Here is a 23,941-nt window from a genome sequence, read left to right as displayed (position 1 = left end):
ACAGAGCGATGCAACATTCCAACAATCATTCCACCTTACAGTTAACGGGATCTGAGTTGATTGTAAAAATTTTAGAAAATTTTGGCATTACCACCGTAGCAGGTATCCCCGGTGGCGCAATACTGCCGCTTTATGACGCCTTAGGAAAAAGCAAAAAAATCAAACATATTCTGACTAGGCATGAGCAAGCGGCAGGATTTATCGCTCAAGGTATTACCCGTATAACAGGGAAACCAGCTGTTTGCATGGCGTCGAGTGGGCCGGGCGTAACCAATTTATTAACCGCAATTGCCGATGCCAAATTAGATTCTATCCCTATTATTTGTATTACCGGTCAGGTATCGACTGCAACAATTGGCACCGATGCCTTTCAAGAGGTTGATACTTACAGCATATCAATTCCCGTGACCAAGCATAACTATTTAGTCCGCACCATTGAGGAATTACCGGACATCATGCAAAATGCGTTTCGCATTGCCCAGTCAGGTCGGCCAGGCCCAGTGTGGATTGATATCCCAAAAGATGTTCAAACCGCTACCATTGAAATTGATGCCATACCTGTGCTTATCGCGCCAAATTCGCAGCCCCATTTAGATTATCCACTGATTAAGCAAGCTGCAGCGCTTATCAATCAAGCGAAAAAACCGGTGCTTTATTTAGGTGGAGGAATTGTGTTTTCAAACAGTGAACAATCAGCCGTCGCCTTAGCAGAAAAAGCTAATATTCCAACGACCACCACCTTAATGGCGCTTGGCACAATTCCTAGCTCACACCCATTATCACTTGGCATGCTTGGTATGCATGCTAAACGGAGTACCAACTATATTTTGCAAGAAGCTGATTTGCTCATCGTACTTGGGGCCAGATTTGATGATCGTGCCATCGGTAAAACCACCGAATTTTGCCCAGATGCAAAAATTATCCATGTCGATATTGATCGAGCGGAACTCGGCAAGATCAAGCAACCAGATATCGCCATTAATGGCGATGTTCAATGCGTATTGCATTTACTTTTACCATTATTACAAGTAAACCGCCGTACCGATTGGCTCGCTGAGATCACAAATCTTCAACAACAATATCCTTGTAATTATCACAATCATGATCCATTGACTCACTATGGATTAATTCAAGCTGTTGCCAATATTGTTGATCCTCAAACCATTATCACCACCGATGTTGGCCAACACCAAATGTGGGTGGCTCAAGCTTATCCCTTTACTCAACCGCGTAAACTACTTACCTCTGGCGGATTAGGCACCATGGGATTTGGCGTGCCAACCGCAATTGGCGCGGCATTGATCCAACCAGGATTACCCGTCATCTGCTTTACCGGTGATGGCAGCATTATGATGAATATTCAAGAGCTGGCAACCATTGCTGAGCATAATTTAAATATCAAAATCATCTTGCTTAATAACCAAGCACTTGGGCTAGTTCATCAACAACAAACGCTGTTTTATGAGCAACATATATTTTCATCAACCTTTACCAGTCACATTGATTTTATCAAAATTGCCCAAGGGTTTGGTTTATCAACATGTGACTTAAATGAGCATAGCGATCCGCAACAAGCGCTATGTATCGCACTTAATACACCGGGCCCTTGTCTTATTCATGTACGCATTGATATTGATGCTAAAGTTTATCCAATGGTGCCACCGGGTGCAGCGAATATTGAAATGATCGGAGGATAATAATGACTAATACAAATATCATGTTGACACTTACCGTGTTAAATCATCCCGGCGTGATGACGCACATTTGTGGGCTTTTTGCTCGGCGAGCTTTTAACGTTGATGGGATCTTATGCTTACCAATCAATGCTTCCCAATATAGCCGTATTTGGCTGTTAGTCAAAGATGATGAACGATTAGAGCAAATGGTTAGACAAATCGAAAAATTAGAGGATGTGCATGAAATCACTATCAATGATCACTGTCAACTCTTTGAGCAACTAAAGATGTTACAAAATAGTTAATCTTTTATGGCTTTCTCTGCTTGGTAGAGAAAGCCGAATAATGACTAAGGTAAAGAGGTGATGAGTGAAGCACTAGCATTAAAACGACCACTACTTAAATTTTCGCTACTCACATTAGGATTTTTAATGACCGAAATATTCAGTGATTCATTACTCATACCACCGTCAATTATCGACATAAAAGATCCATTTGGTTTCACTAAAGTATTATTATGTGAAATTTCAATCCCTAAATTTGCATTATCACTCACCACTATCGCATTATCTGAAAATGTTACCGGCTGAGCACTCAACGTAATTTTAATCTGCTGATTATAAAGGCTGTTGTCATGACAGTTAATATTCAAATCAACCGCTTTACTAATACTCTCTGCACTACTATTTTTTATCATTGATTTAGGGACTAAACCAAAATCGATATTTATCGGTTCATTATTATTAATATCACAGTTTCCAGCTTGTAAAGCAGCGCGATTTGCTGCAACAAAAACCCACGTAAAATTTTCTTGCACACCTTCATAACCATGGCTAGAATTTGATGTACTGTATTTGTATAATCGAAGTGTCATTAATGTTTCACCAGGTGATATCACTAAGCTAGATCCGATCGTGTTGGGGACTACAAAAAACATATTGATATCAAGCGGATAAATATTATTATCAGCTATCGAAAAAATATTGGTTTTTGGCGTATTAGTCGATAAAATTCGAGCACCATTGATATATACACCATTATCAAGATGACTAATTGCAGCTCCAGGGGTAATCCCATTGGCCTTTAGCTCCATATGATCAACATAAAAATACGGTTGTTGATTTTGGCAAGCAAGGTAATCACCAACATTACCAAAAATATTTTCACCACGCACAATATTGGAATTAATATAAATTGGCACACTTACAGTACCATTTGATTTAATTTCTTTGCCTGTTGAAAGATCATAACAAACAAAAGAGAATGCATGTGGGGCATAAAATAGCATCACGACAATAAAGAATAGTTTTTTCATATTCTAATCCAATTAGTTATATTCAAATACAAATGTAGCCGTTGCAGTAAAATGACCCAATCCAATATTTTTTTGTGCGATAGCATCAGGATCCGCTTTAACATACGCATTAAGCGCTAACGTGTTATTACCATTTTTAAAAGGAAAGGTTGCACCTTGCTGACTATTCATCGGTAACATCACACCATTACTTTCAATTCCAATCGCAATTCCTGATGCCTGACTGGTCGAGTCTAATGCGAGTAAACCGGCTTGCTGACGACTTTCTTCACCGATAAATTTAACCGTTAAAGTTTTTATCGCACTTGAATTACACTCCGTTAATTCAATATAAAAGGGTTGTTCGATACGGCGAATATTATAAAGGTCTTGATCAGTCAACTCCCCAAACTCAACATTAATATTGCCATTATTTGGACTGATCGAGCAAGGCTCATCAATCAATACCCCCGTAATAAACATATCTGTCGCATTACTGTTAGCAATAATACCTAATAATAGCAATAGGCCTGTTATGTAGCGCTGACTTTGTATAAACACCGCTATTTCTCCTCGACAACAATTTTTTGCTTAATCATAAATTAACTCAAAATTAATCACAGCAGAATACTGCCCCGCTTCAAGTGAAGTTGCTACTCTAATGGGCGTAACGTAATACATTAAGCGATTATTATTTAACGATAACAGGTGTGGCGGTGTTGCAATACCAATCGGCACAGCTTCGCCATTAGGGGTTGTAATTTGTAATCCTAAGCCCTTAGCACCTAACACTTGCACTACCGTAGAATTATTGGTGATTGTGGGTGCTAAAAAACGTACTTTTACTGCCGGCTGAATGACGCTCCAAGTGGTAGTGCCGTTATGAAAATTTTCCATCTTTATATCACTACGAACACAATCAAGCAAATTGATATCAAAAGGCACCGCATGACCTTTATCACCGACATACTGTAATTGCGCCGTTGAGGCATTTCCCAAATCGATTACTTGATACGCGGAGTCCATCGACAATCGACAAGCACTTTCAGTTAAAGTGCCATGAACATATAGCGTACCTAATTTACCATCTAACCCCAAATCATTGACTGGTTGCCGCCAACTCGAATCGCTAAAAGAATCCGCAGAAACATAAAACGCACTACAGGCTGCGAGTGTGAGTATTCCAAAAAAAACGCGTTCACTTAATCGCTTTTTTACTTGCATAATCTAAATTCCACTATTTTAACTCGGGCACAACAGAGCAAGTGTTGCCTTGACATTGGAATGTCAAATCAGGTCGCCCACCATAATCATTAATATACGTTAGTACAGGTTTACTACCTAGTGCAGATGCTTTTATATCAAGCTTTGTTTCGGCAAAAGGGGCAATCATCGCCGCATTCATGTTCACTTTATTCAGTGCTGATTTTGATGAAGCGCCATTTGTGATAGTAATATAAAATGGCGTTGGATTTTTTAGCATGACGCTATCGCCTTGTTTGATCATCACCAATTTTTGTGCCGGAATGGTGTCATTACCTTGCTCTACAATCGCAGCAGGTCGATAGAACATTTTAATTTTTGATTGCAAAGCCAACTGTAAAACATTCGGTTTATCACTTTTTGGTGGAATTTCTCTTAAGTTAAAATAAAAGATACTTTCACGATCCTGCGGTAAGTTTTTGACTTCTGGTAATGCTTCAATTCTAACTTGACTTGCTTTGTCAGGTTCAATACGCTGAATTGGCGGTAAGACAACAAAAGGCGAGGTGATTTTTTTACCCTCGCTATTTTCAATCCATCCCTGAGCTAAATAAGGCAATTGCTTATTTTTATTGGCAATATTAATTGATACGGATTTTTGACTACCATCAAATACCACTCGTGTACGATCAAGCGAAATAGCAGACAATGCACTCAATGAAATCACACTACCGGCAATTAACGTACTGGCTAAAAGAAAATGACGTATTTGGCTAATTTTCATAATTTATATCCTTTTTCTGCACACAGAATTTAGGCAACTAGCAATACTCAGTATTGCATGCTGATTACTCAGCAATGGCCTCACATGTTAATGTTAATTGTTCGGAATCATCACTTAATTCAGCAGGAAACTCAATGCTGCATTGTGCTTTACCGCTCCATTTGATAAACATCTGTTCGTTAGGTTTAATGCCACTAATATAAGCTAAACTATTATCATCAATAATGCCGGTTTCTTGGCCGTTTCGATTGACAATTTGCGCGCCAAACGGCAATAAACCACCATCACTAGACTGGAGATTTATCATCCGTTTTTGCCCAGATAAGACAATAAATTTACGATATCCAATTGCACCATCAGTTAACGTAAGTTGTTGAACAGAATCAGTAACTTCTGCATCATCAGGTAATCGATTAAGATCGATTTTTATTTTATTTTTGTAATAACTATTAATATCGGCTAAAACTGCCTTACCCCACCTATTAGATCTCACTTCAGGGCCGTTACCTTTAACTGGAATCCCAGCCACTTTGTCAGTGTCAACCAATAATCGAGTGCCGCCCATTCGTGATACTCGATGCAAATCTGCACCATCAGCCGTAACAGTCAAACCGCCTTTTAATCCAATGCCAAATGACACATATTCATTATTGATATAACTTGCATTAGCAATTATTTGAGCGCTATCAGCTTGATGAGTAATGTAGCCACTTGCAGTTGCACCTTGATTTGAATGACCAGCGCTTAACTGATACGATGTTTTATTATCAATAGTATTGTAATAATTAGCTTGATTTATCGTTTCATCACGGGTTGCCGATAATGAATAACCTAAATAACTCGAACTGCTAAGCGGAATGCTAAATGATAAAAATAATCCATCATTATTATGCTTATTATAAACTTGACGATAAGCCGACAGCGATGTGCTGACCTGTTTTATCGCACCAAAATCAAAATACTTTGAGGCCATAATGCTATATCGGTCAGAATTTGAAGCATTCCAATAAGTCTGATGATCATAGTTAAAATAAACCGACATTTGCCCATCGCCAAATGTTTTATTTAAAGAAACAGTATACAGCTCCTTGCTACTATTAATATCTTCATGATTACTCGATGCAGCGAGATAATCAGCCATGCTTATAAAATTACGTTGAGTGAAACGATAACCAGCAAATTGAATTTGGCTATTGTACTCATCAAACCGCTTGGAATAATTCAAACGTAATGATCCACCTGTTCGCATTGACTCCATCGGCAAACATGCAAAAGATTGAGTGAAATCAACGGAAACTGCACCAAAGCGGTCTAAATCTCGTCCTACACCAAGTGCAAGCGCATCATAATTTTCACTATTGATACTGCCGCCAAATACTGACCATCCACTCGATACGCCCCAAGAAAACTCCCCCGTTAAAAATAACTCACCATTTGTGCGATGGCGGATATCTGATGGACGCCCTATTGCAGCGCTATAGCGAACTTGTCCTGGTCTAGTTAAGTAAGGAATATTGGCCGTATTAACTTGATAATTTTGTACTGACCCATTTTGTTCTTGAACTTCAACATCAAGTTGACCACTTATACCACTAGGTAAATCCTGAATAGCAAAGGGTCCAGCTGGCACCTGTGTTTGATAAATAACACGCCCTGACTGACTAATAATCACTGTTGCATTAGTGGCTGCAACGCCAGTGACTTCAGGTGCATATCCACGTAAATTGGGGGGCAACATATTTAAATCAGTATTTAAACTAATCCCAGTATAACGAAACGTATCAAACAGTGATGAATTCAAGTAATTCTCACCAACAGCTAACTTTGCATTGATAGCAGATAAAGCAGTGTAGGCATAAATACGACTAAGATCAAACGCATTAACACTCGTACTTGATGAGGTGTTTCCCCAAGAATGATTAGAACGTCCCTGCCAATCAGCGCGTAAACGCCAACGGCCAAGATTTGCCCCAACGACACCATTACCATTAATATTGTAATACTTGTGATCATGTTTATAGCTGCTATTCATTTGACCGGTAATATTATAATCGAATATTACTCCGGAGATTCCATCATCCCACATTGATGCCGGTTCCCATGTTTCGCTACGATACTCTAAGTAAGCTTGGGGAATAGTCACATTAAGTGACTCAGAAGCAAGATCCCCTTTAGCCTCAACACCTGGCAAGCTATTTAACACTAAACATTGATGATTCTTTTGCCATGTCAATGCGTTAAACACAGCTGGTTTTAATCCCCATTTATTAACTAAATCAGGTAAAATACAAGGCTCACTTTGATTATGAACGTCAGAAGATTGATAATAAGTAATCGGATAGTTACCAATTGATTCATTATTCAGACGCACTTTAAAAGTATAAGTACCAGGCATGATATAACCAGGCATCGAAAACTGATTAAGATCGATATTATCTCTATCATCTAGATCTAATACATCAATGTTAAATTGCACAAAATCAGTCGCATATGACGCCTTAACCAGCACTATGTTCAATGCTAAAGCTATAAATGAAACAAGATGTGCTTTTTTAAGCTTAGATGACATAAAAAGTATACCTAGTATAATATTAAAGATAACAATTAGTTATAATCAATTTTAAAATTCAACGTAGCGTTATAATTGCCAGAAGACATCGTAGAACCGATTTTTACCAACTGAATTCGATAGATTAACGAAGCGATGTTGTCATTAAGATGAATATTATGATTAGATAAAGAAGTTGCTACACCTGGCATTATCATGACTTGTGCATCATTGTAGATAGCAAGACCAATACCACTAGCATCACCCGATACCATAAAAAAATTCCCTTCACTAAGACCATCAAAAGTAATTCCTAAATCACCTTTAATACCATTGGGATTTTGACCAAAATCACAATCTATTAACCTGATACTAAAAAATATACTAGGCCCAGCCCCTTGCTCCAATAACTCATGAATTGGCGTATTGCCCATGTTGATAGTTTGATCTAATGATTGAGTATCAATGGTACAAGCTGAATAATAAATTTGGCCTTTCATGCCAACTTTTCCATATACGGATGCAAGTTCTGAGTTAGCGAACATGGTGAACATGAGCAATGGCATCAAAAAAAACAAATGCTTAATCATAAATTTCACATGAAACCCCAGCTCAGATTTGCAAGAAAAAATGAAAAGGCAATAAATTACCTTTCATTTGATATTAATGTTACTCGTAAGATAAAACAAAATTAGAGATCGATTCAAAAGCACCTTCATTAATGTCATCACCGACACCTTTAACATAAGCGCTGAATAATAATGTGTTACTGCCATCTTGAAGTTTATGAGTTTCACCCGTTTTCTCACCTAATTTAATCGGTGTACCATTACTATCAGTAATTTGAATGGCTGCACCAGCGCTTGAGCTGATACCTAATAATGTTGTATCGATCGTATTTGCATTACCACTAAATGTAATTGAGACACTATTGGCAACAGTCGTATCACAGTCTTCCAACTCAATAGTGAAGGCTCTCGGATTACTACTGCCTTTGTTTTCAAGTACCGCTTTATTGATGCTGCCAAGTTCAACGGTTTGCTCAACAGATCCAGGAGCAATTGAACACGCACCTGAAATGATAGAACCGGTAAATTTAACCGATCCACTACCAGAATCAGCCGTTGCTGCCATCGCAGATGTGACCATACTTGCTGAAATTAATGTGCCAATAATAGCGTTAGAAAGCTTCATATTTTTTTCCTTTTATTTATGTTTATTTACATCAAATTAATCGGCTAAATAATATAATCTATTTTTTAAATTAGCAAATACATTTTTATAAAAAATTTAATATCAAATATCATTAAAAAACAAAATTATCAATTAAAATAAAAAAATATAGGAAGTAAAAAAAGATAATCGATATGATATAAGCCTTACAATGAAAAGGGATAAGATGCGATCGTAATTAATCATTCAATGAGTTATGTGAAATAAATCAGCACTAGATAAAAAATAGAAAAAAATAAGAACAAGTGGGTTTTGGCAAGCAGATGATTTAAGAAAAATAAGGTATACACCGATAACAATAATATTATCGGTGTGGATTTTAGTCGATATTAAGAACCGATACCGACAAATTGATAACCAGCGGCATCAATAGCGTTAATTGCGACCTCTTGAGAGAGAGTACCGCCATCGATAGCGACCTCTTTTTTCGCCAGATCAACGGTGACCTTTGCCTGTGAATCAATATCATTGATCGCTTTCGTTATCACTTTAACACAATGATTACAGCTCATATTATCAATAATTAATTTCATTTTTTACTCCTAAATTGCTAGTATTTTACCATTATACTACCACGGTTTTTAATTCTTTAATCCAAGGTATGATGCCATTAATTTATTTTTTTAGTAAGCGTAGGCCATTGGCTACCACAAGTAAGCTGGTACCAATATCAGCAAAGACGGCCATCCACATGGTGGTATCACCTAAAAACGTTAATACAAAGAAAATGGTTTTTATCACTAATGCAAAGGCGATATTTTGCACCAAAATCGAAAACGTCGATTGCGATAAGCGAATAAACTGTGGGATCTTACATAAATCATCATCCATTAATGCAACATCAGCGGTCTCAATGGCTGTATCAGTCCCCATCGCCCCCATCGCAAAACCAATATCCGCTTTAGCCAAAGCAGGCGCATCATTTATTCCATCACCCACCATACCAACTACGTCAGATGTAGTCAGCTCACTCACGACAGCGAGCTTATCCTCGGGCAATAAATTCCCTTTTACTTGATCAATTCCCACTTGAGCCGCAATAACGCTTGCCGTATGTGCATTATCTCCTGTTAACATGATTGTTTTTATACCTAATGATTTTAACTGGGCAATCGCTTCAATACTCGTTTCTTTGACCGTATCGGCAACAGCAAACAGGCCCTGTACGGCCTGATTACCAATTAACATCACAACAGTGTTACCTTGCCGTTCTAGCCCCTCGATAGTCTTTTCTAGTTCGTTGCTGCACGCGCCAAGCTCTTCCGCCATGCGATGATTACCTAAAAACCATAATGCACCATTGATCTCACCTCGAGTTCCTTGGCCCAATACCGCTGTAAAATTACTCACGTTTAATGGCGCGATATTCTGTTCTTTAGCGGCTAATGCAATCGCCTTCGACACAGGATGATCAGAGCGCGCCGCCAAACTACTCGCTATCGCTTTGATTTCAAGCTCATCTAATGTGCCTAATGCCAAAAAGAGCGTCTGTTGAGGCTTACCATAAGTAATGGTTCCCGTTTTATCCAAGGCTAGCACGGATAATTTACGACCTTGCTCTAAATACATGCCACCTTTAATTAAAATACCATAACGCGTTGCAGCAGCAAGGCCACTGACGATAGTTACTGGCGTTGAAATTACGAGAGCACATGGGCAGGCGATAACTAATAACACAAGGCCTTTATAAATCCAATCAAACCACATGCCGCCAAACAATAACGGTGGCACGATACCAATACCGAGCGCAATAATGAAAACGATGGGCGTATACACTTTGGCAAAGCGATCAACAAAACGCTGGGTCTGTGCTTTACTGCCCTGAGCAGATTCAACCGCTTTAATAATACGTGCCAGCGTTGATTGTGCGGCAAGTGCCGTGACTTTATATTCAAATGAACCTGATTCATTAATCGTTCCCGCAAAGACTGTATCACCAGTCATTTTCTCTATCGGTAAGCTTTCCCCGGTGATGGGTGCTTGGTTAATGGTTGATTGCCCAGCAATGATTTTACCATCTAACGCAATACGCTCACCCGGCTTGACGCGAATAGTACTGCCAATTAGCACTTCTTTAATGTCCATTTCAACCCAAGAACCATCAGACTGTAGTACCGTTGCGGTTTCAGGCGTTAAACTGAGTAAGTTTTTAATCGCATTGCGAGCCCTATCCATTGATTTCGCTTCAATGGCCTCAGCTAAAGTAAATAACACCATCACCATTGCAGCTTCCGGCCACTGGCCAATTAATATTGCGCCAGTCACCGCAAATGACATTAATGCATTCATGTTAAGATTGAAGTTTTTAAGCGCGATCCAACCTTTTTTATAAGTACCTAATCCACCAAGTAAAATCGCCACAATCGCGAGCAGTAAAACTAACCCGGCAGGGCCACTCATAAAGTGAACAATTTCAGCACCTAAAGCCATTATTCCGGCAATAGCAAGTTGTTTCCATTTAATCACCGGTCTAAAATCAGCCACATTATCACTTTCGTTTGGTAATATCGCCTCTGGGGCCATATCAATAGCCATTAATGCTGCTTCAATATCGGCTAATGGTGCTTGTTGATGATGCACAGTTAAAATTCGCTGCATCAAATTAAACTCTAACTCAACAATACCTTTGATATTCGCCAATTTTTTACGGATCAACGCTTCTTCAGTTGGGCAATCCATATTATTAATGCGATAAACCGCCTGCGTTCCATTGCTGACGGGAATCGGACTATCGGTCATTGCAATCGGTGCACTACCATGGCAGCAGCTATGTTTAGCCGGTGTATGTTGGTGTTCATGTGACATTTCATCGTGATGATGAGCAGTATGAGGTTGCTGGCTACAGCATGATGAATGCGCTTTGTGTTCGCCCATAATATTCCCTATTCGTTTAATAAACCTTATTGTTATCGGCGAGTTAACGCAAATAATGTTAATCAATAGTGACTACTTTAAACCTTAAAGTCACTATAAGGTCAATCATTATTTACTAATAAAAGAGGTCGGCTGAGAGATAAAAGGTAAAACGGTTTGTGAATACGCCACAATGACAAATATTCACACGATAAGCTAGTTTTTATAACGCTTCGTGGTGCTTTTAGCATCTAAACCAGCAAGCCAGGCAAGTTTTTCTTTATATTGTCGCTCAGCCCCCCGCTCTGTTGGCTGATAATAAAGGGTATCTCTTAGCTCTGGAGGGAAGTAATTTTCACCAGCAGCATAAGCATTTTGTTCATCATGAGCATAACGATACTCTTGCCCATAACCCAACTTTTTCATTAAGCTAGTCGGTGCATTACGCAAATGTTCAGGTACGTCATAATCCGGTAAACTTTGTGCATCTTTCATCGCTTGATTAAATGCCACATAAACAGCATTACTTTTTGGTGCACAAGCCAAATAAACAATCGCTTGTGCAATCGCACGCTCGCCTTCAGCAGGACCGACGCGCGTAAAACAGTCCCACGCTGCTAACGCCACTTGCATGGCCCTAGGATCAGCATTACCAACATCTTCAGATGCAATAGCGAGCAAACGGCGCGCCACATATAGTGCATCGCCTCCGGCGCTAATAATGCGGGCATACCAATAAAGCGCAGCATCAGGGGCTGAACCGCGAATAGATTTATGCACAGCTGAAATCAAGTCATAATAGCGATCGCCTTGATTATCAAAGCGCGCACTGCGTTCACCAACAACTTCTTTTAACAATTCAGTTGATAATAATTTGCTCTCGCCGGCCATATCAACTAATAACTCTAGCGTGTTCAGTGCCCGCCGTGCATCACCACCAACAAATTGCGCAATCTGTAATTGGGTTTCAGCGGGTAATATTACATCCAAATTGCCATAGCCACGCTCAGGATCATTCATTGCTTGTTGCAATATTTGTTCAATATCACTCTCGGTCAAGGATTTGAGCAAATAAACTCTGGCTCGCGAAAGCAAAGCAGAATTGAGTTCAAAAGACGGATTTTCAGTAGTTGCACCAATAAATGTTACCGTGCCATCCTCAACAAAAGGCAAAAAAGCATCTTGCTGGCTTTTATTAAACCGATGTACCTCATCAACAAATAGAATTGTTCTAAATCCCATTTGCTGATTGTGTTTTGCGCGTTCAACCGCTTCACGAATATCTTTAATGCCCGATGTTACCGCAGACAAACGTTCAACTTTAGCATTACCATGATGAGCAATAATTTCAGCCAGTGTGGTTTTACCCGTTCCCGGCGGTCCCCATAATATCATTGAATGTAGATGACCAGCCTCTATCGCTTTAGGCAGTGGTTTTCCCATGCCAAGTAAGTGCGACTGCCCAATATATTCAGACAAGGTACGAGGACGCATTCTTGCCGCTAGCGGTCTAAATTGCTCATTAGAAAAATCAAAAGAGAATGTCGTCATCTTAAACCCGTCATTTATCGTTGATCATCAACCGTCACGCCCTGCGGAATGGTAAATTTAAAATGCTTCATATCAATAATCCCTAATGACTGATGAGAAAGCTCATAATAGCTACGTTGCCCATCGGTTTCGACAATCGTGAAATCAGCAATCATTCCTGTCGGTAAGACACTAATAATAAAATAGCCATTAGTATTATTTGTCGGTTTTAACGTAAAGGTATTATCATTTTTGTCAACGCGATAATCATTCCACACCTTATTATGGCTATCGGTAATTAATAACAGCAGTTGATTATCAACCGCTTGATTTAGCGACATCACCGTCACTTGTTCAACAGCTGGCGTATAGATCCAAATATCTTTATTATCAGATATAATCATCGTCTCATCAGGCTCAGTGATTGTCCAATTAAAATAATTAGGTCGATTAACCCACAGTTGGCCTTTACCTTCTTGAATCACCTGTTTGTCTGCCGTTTTAACTTGTTGAGAAAACTGCGCGTAAAAGCCTTGTACTTTATCTAAACGCTGCTTTAGCACATCTTTTGCATCAGCAAAAACAGAACAAGATACCAATAGCCCTAACACTAATATGAACTTTTTCACTAATCTTACCTACCCGTCGTTTAGCACTAATGCGTTATCATAAAACAAAATAAATCGTTAAGCGGTATATTATGTGCTTAACAACTGTATAAATAAACAGAAAAAGAAGCAATTTAAATCTTTTTTTTATCAATAATCCTGACCCGATGGTGGCGCTAATACCTCTCGATTACCGTTGTGACTGGGTGCACTCACAATACCTTGCATTTCCATTTGCTCAACAATTCGTGCTGCGCGGTTATAACCTATACGGAATTGTCTTTGCACGCTCGAGATTGATGCGCGTCGTTTATCCACAACAAAAGCAACTACTTGATCAAATAAAGGATCAAGATCTTCTTCACGATTATCAAAGCCGTCGGCATCTGCATCATCACCACTTACTGTTATATTTTCAATATATTGTGTTGGGATACCTCTTGCTTTCCAATCTTGCACAACTGCATGCACTTCCTCATCACGAACAAAGGCACCGTGTACACGAATCGGTATCGAACTATTTGGTGCCAAATATAGCATATCCCCCATCCCTAATAGCGATTCAGCGCCCATCTGGTCTAAAATAGTGCGCGAGTCAATTTTACTTGAGACAGTAAAGGCAATTCGCGTTGGGATATTGGCTTTAATGAGTCCGGTAATGACATCCACCGATGGCCTTTGCGTTGCTAATACTAAATGAATACCAGCAGCTCGCGCTTTTTGTGCCAAGCGTGCGATTAATTCTTCGACCTTTTTACCCACCGCCATAATTAAATCGGCAAACTCATCAACTAGCACCACAATATAAGGCAGTTTTTCCAGCATCGGAATATCAATGTCCATGCTATCGCCTGGTCGCCACAATGGATCAGGAATCGGCCGTCCCATCTCCTGAGCAAGCTTAATTTTATCGTTATAACCGGCAAGATTTCGTACACCAAGACTCGACATCAAACGATAACGTTTTTCCATCTCATTGACGCACCAGTTCAGCGCATTACACGCATCTTTCATATCGGTCACAACATCGGTCAGCAAATGAGGAATGCCTTCATAGACAGATAATTCAAGCATTTTCGGGTCAATCATAATAAAGCGGACATCTTCTGGCTGAGACTTATATAAAATGCTTAAAATCATTGCATTCACACCAACCGATTTCCCCGATCCGGTCGTACCTGCAACCAATAAATGTGGCATCTTAGCCAAATCTGCCACCACTGATTGGCCGGCAATATCTTTACCAAGTACGATAGTTAAAGGCGACATCGCCGCAGTAAATTGGGGGCTATCAAGCACCTCTCTAAAATAGACTGTTTGACGGTGTTTATTAGGTAACTCAATTCCCACATAAGGTTTACCGGGAATCACTTCCACCACCCGCACTGACGGCATAGATAAAGAGCGAGCTAAATCACGATCTAATGTTGAGATTCGTGATGCTTTAACGCCCGGTGCTAACTCAATTTCAAAGCGAGTTATAACAGGGCCTGGCAAATAATCCACCACTCTGGCTTTGACCCTAAAATCAGACAAACTTTTTTCAATCAAGGCTGCGGTTGCCTTCAACGCATTATGATCAATCTCAACTTGCTTAACGGGTGGCGCAGTTAAGAGATCAAGTGAAGGCAATGGCGTCGTTGGTTTTTTGAGTGGAAAACTCTCTTTTTGTAATAATGGATGAATCAAACTATCATGAACATTATCTTTAGTTAACCTCGCGACCGGCTCTAATTCCTGCTCGGATTGCGCTGCGAACTGTTGCACTTGCTCTGGTTGTTGAGCCTCAGCATCCATGGTTATCTGTGGTGCCAGTTCATCGTCTAGTGTAGCGATGCTTTCTGGTACTGATACAGGTTCTATCTCAAAATGAGGGGGTGGTGTAAATATAGCGGGCTCTACCACTACCTCAGGCTCAACAGCGGGTATGGCATAACTGCCAATAGGGGCAATAAGATCATCTTCATCAATCTCAACTAGCGCTATTGGTTCATCTTGTTCATTTGGCGTATCAGTAATATGAACGGGTTCTGCTTGCGGTACTGTTTGCTGCGCAATCGGTGAATAATAATCCGCATTAATCGTAAATTCACGTGATACATCATCTTCTTGTTGATGTATTATTTTTGGCGGTAAGCTATTTTCATCAATCATGATCTCAGGGATGCTCTCAGGCTCTAAATACGTTTCCTGATACGTCTGCGGCGCAAGTTGACAAGGTTCATCTTGCGCTAGTTCATCGTGTTGTGCCACGGCAATAGCATTATCAATGTCAATTTGTTCTGTTTGCGCCGAGGTAAAATGACTAGACGGCTCAACATCTAGTGATGGATGACTATCTGCAACTAAAACTGGCGCAAGCTGATTAGTATCTGTATTGGATAACTCAATATTTAACTGTGGTTCATCATGCTCAAGCTCTATCTCTGATTGTTCTGTGCGTTTCAATCGACTCGCAATAAACGCCAATATTGGCGTTGCCACGCTCACCACACACAGCCCCACCAGTTCGGCAATAAAAAACCAGGATAAACCTGTCAATAATGTGACACTAGCGATCGCTATCAAAAACGTTACCACCGAGGTACCAATATGCCCTAAAAACGGCAATGTCTCGCCAACCACAATAGCACCTAAAATCCCTCCCGCTTGGAACTGCTCAAGATCTTGAATATTTAAAGCGAAAAAACCCGTTGCACTAAACGTAAATGCGAGAAAACCGATTACTCGCAGCGACAGACTAAAATAGTTAATCGGCTTATCACGGTGACGATACAAATAGACCATGGCCTGAGCACAAAAAATAATAATTAAAATGGGTAAAAAGTAAGAAACAAAACCAAAAAACTGCAAAAAAATATCAGATAAATATGCCCCCACCGCACCGCCCCAATTGTGGATCGGGTCATGCCATGCGGTTTGTGACCAACTAGGATCGGCCGGATCAAAAGAGATAAGGGAGAGCATTAAATAAGCACACATTATCATCACTAAAAATAGTGCGGTTTCAACAAGGAGTTGTGCACTGGTTAATTTAACCTTTGTCGGTTGCTTATGGACTTTTGGATCTGACACTGATTTTTTCAAAATACACCTGATTGATTATTGATAAATAAGACTGATAATGAATATTTTCTAGCATAATTTTAGCATATCACTAGCTAACTTTAAAATCACTATATCAAACGTTAATCAGGGATGTTTACGCTCAATGTATTAACATGATACTAAATTGATAACACACCTATTGTCGATACAACAAATGTAACAGCGGAAAAGGATTGCCTTGAAAATCAGTCTCGCTATATCCTTCAATGGTAAATCCCTGTTGTTGATAAAACGCTAAAGCCTGCGGATTTTGTTCATTGACATCTAATCGTAGCAATCCGCTTCGCTGCTTGGCAAAATCAATTAACTGTGTACCGTAACCTTTTCCTTGATAACCGTCATCAATAAACAGCATTTCAACTTTATTATCATCAAAACCGATAAAACCAACAATCCGCTCGGATGTCTCTAATACCCATAATTGCACGGCATCAAGCCACTGATCTTGCAAACCTTGATATAAATGAGCAATATCTTGAGCGGTCAGAAAATCATGAGTAACTGTTACGGAGCGAGACCATAATGCTAGTAAATCTGGATGATCTGATTTTAACGCCTGACGAATGACCATAAATCACCTTCCGCTGATTAATTATTTTGGCTACTCATCAATCGCCAATATGCCTTAACGGCTTTATCATGATCAGCATAATTAGTCGTAAACGTATGCCCTCCCTGACCATCGGCCACAAAATATAAGTAGTTTGTGGTTGCCGGATGCGCAGCTGCCTGCAAAGAGGCTAAACTTGGCATAGCAATGGGGGTGGGGGGAAGCCCATAGATGACATAAGTATTATAAGGATTCTCTTTATCTTGCAAATCCTTACGGGTAAGTCGGCCTTTGTACTGCTCACCCATCCCATAAATCACAGTCGGATCGGTCTGTAACTTCATTTTATATTTTAAGCGATTAACAAAAACTGACGATACCTTAGATCGTTCATCGTCCACGCCAGTCTCTTTTTCAATGATCGAGGCCATAATCAACAGTTGATAAGGTGTTTGATAAGGTAGCCCTTCGTCGCGCTCATCCCAGATAGTTTGCAAAGCTATTTTCATCTTTTGATAGGCGCGATTTAAAATAGCAACATCAGTTGTACCTGGCGTATAATGATAGGTGTCAGGATATAGCCAGCCTTCAATAGCGCCCTCAATACTTAATTGCTTTGCCACCTCACCTAATGACTTATCCGTTAGTGTTAATTCAATATCCGGCATATTTTTTAATGTTGCCAGCCACTCTTTCGCTTGCTTACCCTCAACAAATTTTATGGCAAACTGCACTTCCTTACCACTGACGAGCAATTGCAAAAATTGTTCAACGGTCATGGTGGCTGATAATTGATAAGTTCCCGATTTAATGCCTTGCAGTTCCGGGTGAATTTTCATTAAATAAGGAATCAAATATGCATCGGTCATTAACGACTCTTGCTCAACTTGTTTGACCAAATTGGCAATCGACGTACCACGCTTTAAGACAAACAGTTGTTCGGGCTCATTCAATTCAATCGTGCGCTGAGCAAAATTTTGCAAATACCAATACGCCGATATCGCAGCCGTTCCTATTGCCAAAATGCAGATAACAATAAAAGTGATAAGGTATTTTTTTTTCATCATAATCATTAATCTACGTAGCGTAATTTCGCTCTTTCCGTTAATCGAGTCAGTAATTCATAAGCACTCATCCCCGAGTGAGCCGCAATTTTTTCCACGGGTAATGCATCATTACCCCATAAAATCACTTCATCACCCGCTTTATCGGTGGCATTTGGACCCAAATCGACTAAAATCATATCCATCGCGACTCGCCCAACAATTGGCACCATACGCTGATTAATCCATACCGGTGTATTGGCTAAAATATCACGCGGATAGCCATCACCATATCCCATTGCAACGACCGCTAAACGAGTACTGTATTGTGCTTGCCAAATTAAGCCATACCCTAACGATTCGCCTTCTTTATGTTCTCGTACGGTAATAATTTCCGATTTGAATACCATCACTGGTTTTAATCCTAAGCCAGCTCCAGTTGCCCTATTCGGCTCATCATAACTAAATGGTGATACCCCATAAAGCGCAATACCGGGCCGAATAACATCACGATGGGAGACAGGCCAAGCTAATATACCTCCTGATGCTGCAATAGATTGTTTACCAATACGTGATGGATCGCAGGCTGTCGCGATAAACTGATCAAAGATTGTCATCTGCTCAGTTGTGATCGATGAACGCACATCATCAGCGCAGCAAAAATGGCTCATCACATTAATTGACTGCTTAATAACCTGGCAGTCACATAACGATTGAAAAGCCTGACCGGCTTGCTCGGGCCGAAAACCAAGCCGATGCATCCCTGAGTCAAGTTTAAACCAGACATCCAGTGAACCCGCTGGCAAATCAAGGTATTTAAGCTTATCGATTTGCTCTTGGCAATGAATCACAGTTTGCAAATTATATTTAAGTAACTGCGTAACCTCATCATGTAAGAAAAAGCCTTCTAGTAGCACAATCGGTGATTTGATTCCAATTTTTCTCAGCTCGATACCTTCTTCTAAACGTGCAACGCCAAAATAATCAACTACATCATCAAGACAAGTTGCGATCATATTTTTTCCATGAGAGTAAGCATTCGCTTTCACTATCGCCATGATTTGGCTGTTTGGACTCAACGTTTTAAAGGCAGCGACATTATGTAATAAGGCACTGATACTCACTTCGATTGTCGCAATTGACATACTTTTCTCTTTTTCTTTAACTGATGACGCTTAATTTCATTTTTTGCGCTACTTGCCGTAGCACTTCCCGAAGTCATAGCCTTGATGAACACCATGGCCTAATCGCTATTTTTTATTATTGTATATGCGGTTACAACTGAATATTGCTATAAAAAAAATTCTATTATCTATTCTAATTTTTGTTTTTCATAATGACAAATAAATTCGCAAGTATTATATTTGTATCTTTCATAAAAATGATAAGGTATTAATTATGTCATCCGATATATGGCAATTCTCACAGCGCGCTGCGGCCCTGCAAAGTTCAGCTATCCGAGAAATTCTAAAAGTCACTGAATTACCCAATGTTATCTCATTTGCTGGTGGTCTTCCATCACCCAATACATTCCCCATTGAAAAAATTAAACATGCTGTCGATATCATTATGGATAGTGATGAAGCATTCAGTGCATTGCAATACGGTCCAACAGAAGGTTACACGCCTTTACGTGAGTGGGTAAAAAATCAGATCAATCAACGTGAAAATACACATTACACAACTGATAATGTGTTAATTGTCACCGGTTCACAGCAAGCACTAGATTTAATTGGTAAAGCGTTAATTGATAACGGCACTAAAGTCTTAGTTGAAACGCCTACCTACCTTGGGGGCTTGCAAACATTTACCCAATACGCGCCACACTACGTCTCAATCGCTAGCGATGAACAGGGCCTAGATCCTGATAAATTAAGCGATGATGATGCCAAAGCAGCCAATTTTTTATATACCATTCCTAATTTCCAAAACCCGACGGGTCGACGATTATCCGCTGAACGCCGTAAAAAATTAGCGCAAAAAGCGATTAAGAACAATTTATTAATGATTGAAGATGATCCATATGGCGAACTTGATTATCAAGGTCATCGTTTACCAAGTTTAATCAGCTTTGCACCAGAAAACACTGTGTATTTGGGCTCATTTTCTAAAATCTTAGCGCCCGGTATGCGCTTAGGCTACGTTGTTGGGCCTGAGAGTTTTATTCGTAAACTGGTACAACTCAAACAAGCCGCTGATCTTCACACACCAAGTTATACTCAGCATATCGCTTACCAAGTAGTTAAAGAGGGTTATTTAGCGAGCCATATCCCAACCATTCGTGAGTTATACAAAACACGCTGTGAATTTATGCTCACACAACTTGAAAAATACATGCCAAAAACCGTACGTTGGACAAAACCTGAAGGTGGCATGTTTATTTGGGTTGAACTGCCTGAACATATTGACACCACCGTTTTACTCGCTGAAGCAATAAAACATAATGTTGCCTTTGTGCCTGGTGAGACTTTTTTTGCTACCAATCCAAAAAGAAACTGCTTACGCTTAGCGTTTGTCACCGTGCCAGAAGAACGTATTGAGAAAGGTATTCAAATTTTAGCTGATTTAATCAAGTAAGCTTAACTCAGTCAAAGGCGGCGAGCGACCAAGTCTCGTCGCCCTTTTCCCCCACAATTGATAGCTTGCTTAAATGCACTATCAACGCTTAATTAAAGACGTTGCCTTAATCGGTAAATTGCTGCTGCTTTGTCTCTTTACCAAGTAAAACTATCGCAATAATAGCAAACAGTATTGCCATCGCAAAGATCATAAATATGGTAGAAATTGCCACATCAATTGTCACTAAGCTACCGACCATGAGAGGGCCAAAAATGCCACCAATTCGCCCAATCGATGCTGCCATACCCGTACCAGTTGCGCGAATGTTAGTGGCATATTGCTCTGGTGTATAAGCATACAAGGCTCCCCAAGCACCTAAATTAAAAAAAGACAATAAGGCACCACACAATAACAATCCATTTGCACTTTGCGCCATACCAAATAAATAGGCACTTATCAGTGTCCCAGTTAAATAAATAGTGAGCACCCATTTACGACCAATACGTTCGATTAGCCAAGCGACTGTAAAATACCCTGATAATTGTGCTAATGTCATTAGCAAAACATAACCAAAGCTTTGGACTAAAGAAAAGCCTTTCATCATCATCACATTAGGCAGCCATAAAAACATGCCATAATACGAAAACACCACACAAAACCAAACAATCCAAAGCATTAATGTGCTTTTATGATATGGTTTGGCCCATAAAGTGGTCAATTTTGACCAAATGGATTGCTGTTTTGCCGATACACTGAGCCCATTATAAAGCGGAGAATCAGGTAAACCTGTTCGTAAATACAGTGCATAAAAAGCCGGTAGTGCGCACAAAATCATCGCTCCTCGCCAACCAATAGCAGGCAAAGGAATTAAAAAATAAGCAATCAACGCAGCAATAATCCAGCCCGCCGCCCAAAAACTTTCTAATAACACGACGATTCTGCCACGTACTGAGGGTGGCACACTTTCACTCACTAACGTTGACGCAACAGGTAACTCGCCGCCAAGTCCTAAGCCAATAAAAAAACGTAAAATAATTAGGCTAACAAACCCCCAGGCAAATGCACTTAAACCACTGGCAATACTAAACATTAATAATGTCAATAAAAAGGCAGATTTGCGCCCTTTTTTATCAGCATAAATACCAAAAACAAACGCACCAATCGCCATGCCAATTGAATTCACACTAGCGATCCAACCTAGTTGTGATGCCGTTAAGTTCCAGTCTACTTTTAACGCAGTAAGAATAAAGTCCAATAAACCAATGTCCATCGCATCAAACAGCCAGCCGGTTCCTGCAAGCAATAATAATTTATTATTTGATATTGCATGACTCGTTGAATAATTCATATTATGTAAGATATATAAAACAGTCCGTTTTTATATCAAACCAAATTTTGTATGAAATGTCCATAACTTAATCTAATAAAACCCAAGCTATCACCAAAAACATCACCTTTTGAAACAGTTACCCCTTTCGATAACCAGCGATTTAATAATTCATCTTCTTGTTTAATATTTTTAACCTTTGTCTGTAAGTATAGGTGCATGCCACCTTGCGCCTTTATATAGTAATCAAAATGAGGGTTGTGCTGTTTGAGCCAGTGGATAACACTATCACGTTTATCTTGCAATTGCTCTCGCAAATAGCGTTGATGATATTGATAATGATTTTTCAAATAATCTTCTGCCAATAGCTGTGGCACAATACTCAGGCCGGAATCAATATATTGGCGTATTTCAGCTAGACGATGAATGATATTTTGTGGCGCAATCATCCAGCCGACACGAATACTACGTCCTAAATACTTTGATAATGATCCCAGATACAAGACTTGGTTACTGTCATCGATTTTTTTAATCGGTGAACAATCGACACCACGATTAAAAGATAGCGCACTATAAGCATCATCTTCGACAATGCCAATGCCCGCTTGTTGACAAAAAGCGAATACGGCAGCTTTACGTGCTGAGCTCATCACAATACCAGTCGGATTTTGAAATACCGGATTGAGGAAAATCAATTTTAGTGGATGGGTTTGTTGTAATACCTTTAGCTCATCAACAATAATCCCCTCTTGATCCATCTTTATGCCATAAATTCTTACGCCAGCAGCCTGAAAAAGCGGCAGTGAATAAAAATAGGATGGAGACTCAATGCCAATTGCATCACCCGGTTTGAGCAGTCCTTGTGTGATTAAAAATAACGCTTGCTGAATACCAGAGGTAATTAAAATTTCATCAATCGCAACGGTCATATCAAACTGCTGCTGCATATATTGCGCAATATATTTTTTTAACGATGGTAAACCAAGTTGTAACTCTTCACTGTGCTTTTCTTGATAAATGAGTTCTTGATTAGACATCGCCGGCAACGATAATTTAGGGATTAAAGCAGCGGGTAAATCACCGTTAGCCAAGTCGCAGATATTGTCACTTTTAAGTAGCGATTGTTGCCTGAGTTGCTGTACTTTTTGCTGATAAAGTGAGATCCGACGCTGAAAGTGAGCGGGCAAATGCCAATTTATTGAAGGATATGCCTGTAATCCCCATTTTTGCGGATTAACAAATGTGCCACTACCCATTTTTCGAATCAAGACTTTGCGCTCAGTCAGTTCATCTAAAGCCCGAACGACGGTCGATCGATTAATATCAAGTTGTTCAGCCAGCTGCCGCTCTGATGGCAGCCGCTCCCCAAATACCAGCACACCTTGTTCAATATAATATTCAACTAATCCTATCAATTTTTTATATAAAGTACCATTGAAGCGCTTAAGCTGCTCTTTTTGCCACATGGATAATTTTCTCCTATTGTGCTTTTTTTTATCATAGCGAATTGGATGGTATAAAAATAGTCCAATTGGCTGTTTTTTTTCATTGGCGAATTTTTAATAATACTGAGTAACCAAACAATTTGATCTATTTTTAAGTCAATCAAATTACTCACTATCACG

Annotated in this window: 19 protein-coding genes and 2 pseudogenes; 3 read left to right on the top strand and 18 right to left on the bottom strand. The window is 39.7% G+C overall.

Annotation, left to right across the window (positions count from 1 at the left end):
* The first annotated feature begins 8 nt into the window (after positions 1-8).
* Both ilvB and ilvN read left to right on the top strand, forming a co-directional pair.
* A complete protein-coding gene (gene ilvB / locus DES39_RS08105) occupies positions 9-1,697 on the top strand; it encodes an acetolactate synthase large subunit (RefSeq protein ID WP_121145281.1) in 1,689 nt (562 codons plus the stop codon).
* Between the two features lie 2 nt (positions 1,698-1,699).
* Positions 1,700-1,981, top strand: coding sequence for an acetolactate synthase small subunit (ilvN, locus tag DES39_RS08100; RefSeq protein WP_121145280.1), 282 nt, complete (start codon positions 1,700-1,702; stop codon positions 1,979-1,981).
* A 44-nt stretch (positions 1,982-2,025) separates the two neighbouring features.
* Here ilvN and DES39_RS08095 read toward each other — a convergent pair whose 3' ends face one another.
* The 16 genes and pseudogenes from DES39_RS08095 to alr form a co-directional block, all read right to left on the bottom strand.
* Positions 2,026-2,991 (bottom strand): fimbrial protein, encoded by a 966-nt coding sequence (locus DES39_RS08095; RefSeq protein WP_121145279.1) that lies wholly within the window; start codon positions 2,989-2,991, stop codon positions 2,026-2,028.
* A 12-nt stretch (positions 2,992-3,003) separates the two neighbouring features.
* Complete coding sequence (locus tag DES39_RS08090; protein ID WP_121145278.1) at positions 3,004-3,531, bottom strand: fimbrial protein; 528 nt, start codon at positions 3,529-3,531, stop codon at positions 3,004-3,006.
* A gap of 30 nt (positions 3,532-3,561) precedes the next feature.
* Entirely contained in the window at positions 3,562-4,194 is a 633-nt protein-coding gene (locus DES39_RS08085; protein ID WP_121145277.1) for a fimbrial protein, read from the bottom strand.
* Between the two features lie 13 nt (positions 4,195-4,207).
* On the bottom strand, positions 4,208-4,957 hold the full coding sequence (locus DES39_RS08080) for a fimbria/pilus periplasmic chaperone (RefSeq protein WP_121145276.1): 750 nt from the start codon (positions 4,955-4,957) through the stop codon (positions 4,208-4,210).
* A 64-nt stretch (positions 4,958-5,021) separates the two neighbouring features.
* Positions 5,022-7,526, bottom strand: coding sequence for a fimbria/pilus outer membrane usher protein (locus tag DES39_RS08075; RefSeq protein WP_121145275.1), 2,505 nt, complete (start codon positions 7,524-7,526; stop codon positions 5,022-5,024).
* Positions 7,527-7,561: 35 nt separating this feature from the next.
* Complete coding sequence (locus DES39_RS08070) at positions 7,562-8,005, bottom strand: fimbrial protein (protein ID WP_170143375.1); 444 nt, start codon at positions 8,003-8,005, stop codon at positions 7,562-7,564.
* A gap of 169 nt (positions 8,006-8,174) precedes the next feature.
* A complete protein-coding gene (locus DES39_RS08065; RefSeq protein ID WP_121145273.1) occupies positions 8,175-8,699 on the bottom strand; it encodes a fimbrial protein in 525 nt (174 codons plus the stop codon).
* Positions 8,700-9,067: 368 nt separating this feature from the next.
* A complete protein-coding gene (locus DES39_RS08060) occupies positions 9,068-9,271 on the bottom strand; it encodes a heavy-metal-associated domain-containing protein (RefSeq protein ID WP_121145272.1) in 204 nt (67 codons plus the stop codon).
* An 82-nt stretch (positions 9,272-9,353) separates the two neighbouring features.
* The gene (locus DES39_RS08055) at positions 9,354-11,612 is read right to left on the bottom strand and encodes a heavy metal translocating P-type ATPase (RefSeq protein ID WP_121145271.1); all 2,259 of its coding nucleotides are present in this window, start codon (positions 11,610-11,612) and stop codon (positions 9,354-9,356) included.
* A gap of 195 nt (positions 11,613-11,807) precedes the next feature.
* Positions 11,808-13,142: a replication-associated recombination protein A gene (locus DES39_RS08050; protein ID WP_121145270.1), complete on the bottom strand. Its 1,335-nt coding sequence runs from the start codon at positions 13,140-13,142 to the stop codon at positions 11,808-11,810.
* A 14-nt stretch (positions 13,143-13,156) separates the two neighbouring features.
* A complete protein-coding gene (gene lolA / locus DES39_RS08045; RefSeq protein ID WP_121145269.1) occupies positions 13,157-13,750 on the bottom strand; it encodes an outer membrane lipoprotein periplasmic chaperone LolA in 594 nt (197 codons plus the stop codon).
* 129 nt (positions 13,751-13,879) lie between these two features.
* Positions 13,880-15,427, bottom strand: a pseudogene (locus DES39_RS11220) (DNA translocase FtsK); the annotation flags it as partial.
* An 816-nt stretch (positions 15,428-16,243) separates the two neighbouring features.
* Positions 16,244-16,804: pseudogene (locus tag DES39_RS11215) on the bottom strand (DNA translocase FtsK 4TM domain-containing protein); the annotation flags it as partial.
* 169 nt (positions 16,805-16,973) lie between these two features.
* Positions 16,974-17,408, bottom strand: coding sequence for a GNAT family N-acetyltransferase (locus DES39_RS08035; protein WP_121145268.1), 435 nt, complete (start codon positions 17,406-17,408; stop codon positions 16,974-16,976).
* A 17-nt stretch (positions 17,409-17,425) separates the two neighbouring features.
* A complete protein-coding gene (gene mltG, locus DES39_RS08030; RefSeq protein ID WP_121145442.1) occupies positions 17,426-18,451 on the bottom strand; it encodes an endolytic transglycosylase MltG in 1,026 nt (341 codons plus the stop codon).
* Positions 18,452-18,459: 8 nt separating this feature from the next.
* A complete protein-coding gene (alr, locus tag DES39_RS08025; RefSeq protein ID WP_121145267.1) occupies positions 18,460-19,575 on the bottom strand; it encodes an alanine racemase in 1,116 nt (371 codons plus the stop codon).
* A gap of 253 nt (positions 19,576-19,828) precedes the next feature.
* Here alr and DES39_RS08020 point away from each other — a divergent pair, with 253 nt between their 5' ends.
* Entirely contained in the window at positions 19,829-21,007 is a 1,179-nt protein-coding gene (locus DES39_RS08020; RefSeq protein ID WP_121145266.1) for an aminotransferase-like domain-containing protein, read from the top strand.
* A gap of 106 nt (positions 21,008-21,113) precedes the next feature.
* Here the strand turns inward: DES39_RS08020 and DES39_RS08015 are convergent, their stop codons facing one another.
* Together DES39_RS08015 and DES39_RS08010 are read right to left on the bottom strand one after the other, a co-directional pair.
* Complete coding sequence (locus tag DES39_RS08015; RefSeq protein WP_121145265.1) at positions 21,114-22,337, bottom strand: MFS transporter; 1,224 nt, start codon at positions 22,335-22,337, stop codon at positions 21,114-21,116.
* 35 nt (positions 22,338-22,372) lie between these two features.
* The gene (locus DES39_RS08010; protein WP_121145264.1) at positions 22,373-23,782 is read right to left on the bottom strand and encodes an aminotransferase-like domain-containing protein; all 1,410 of its coding nucleotides are present in this window, start codon (positions 23,780-23,782) and stop codon (positions 22,373-22,375) included.
* Positions 23,783-23,941 lie beyond the last annotated feature (159 nt).

It is taken from the genome of Orbus hercynius, assembly GCF_003634275.1.
Taxonomy (GTDB): Bacteria; Pseudomonadota; Gammaproteobacteria; order Enterobacterales; family Orbaceae; genus Orbus; species Orbus hercynius.
This window is presented reverse-complemented; position numbering and strand designations above follow the sequence as displayed.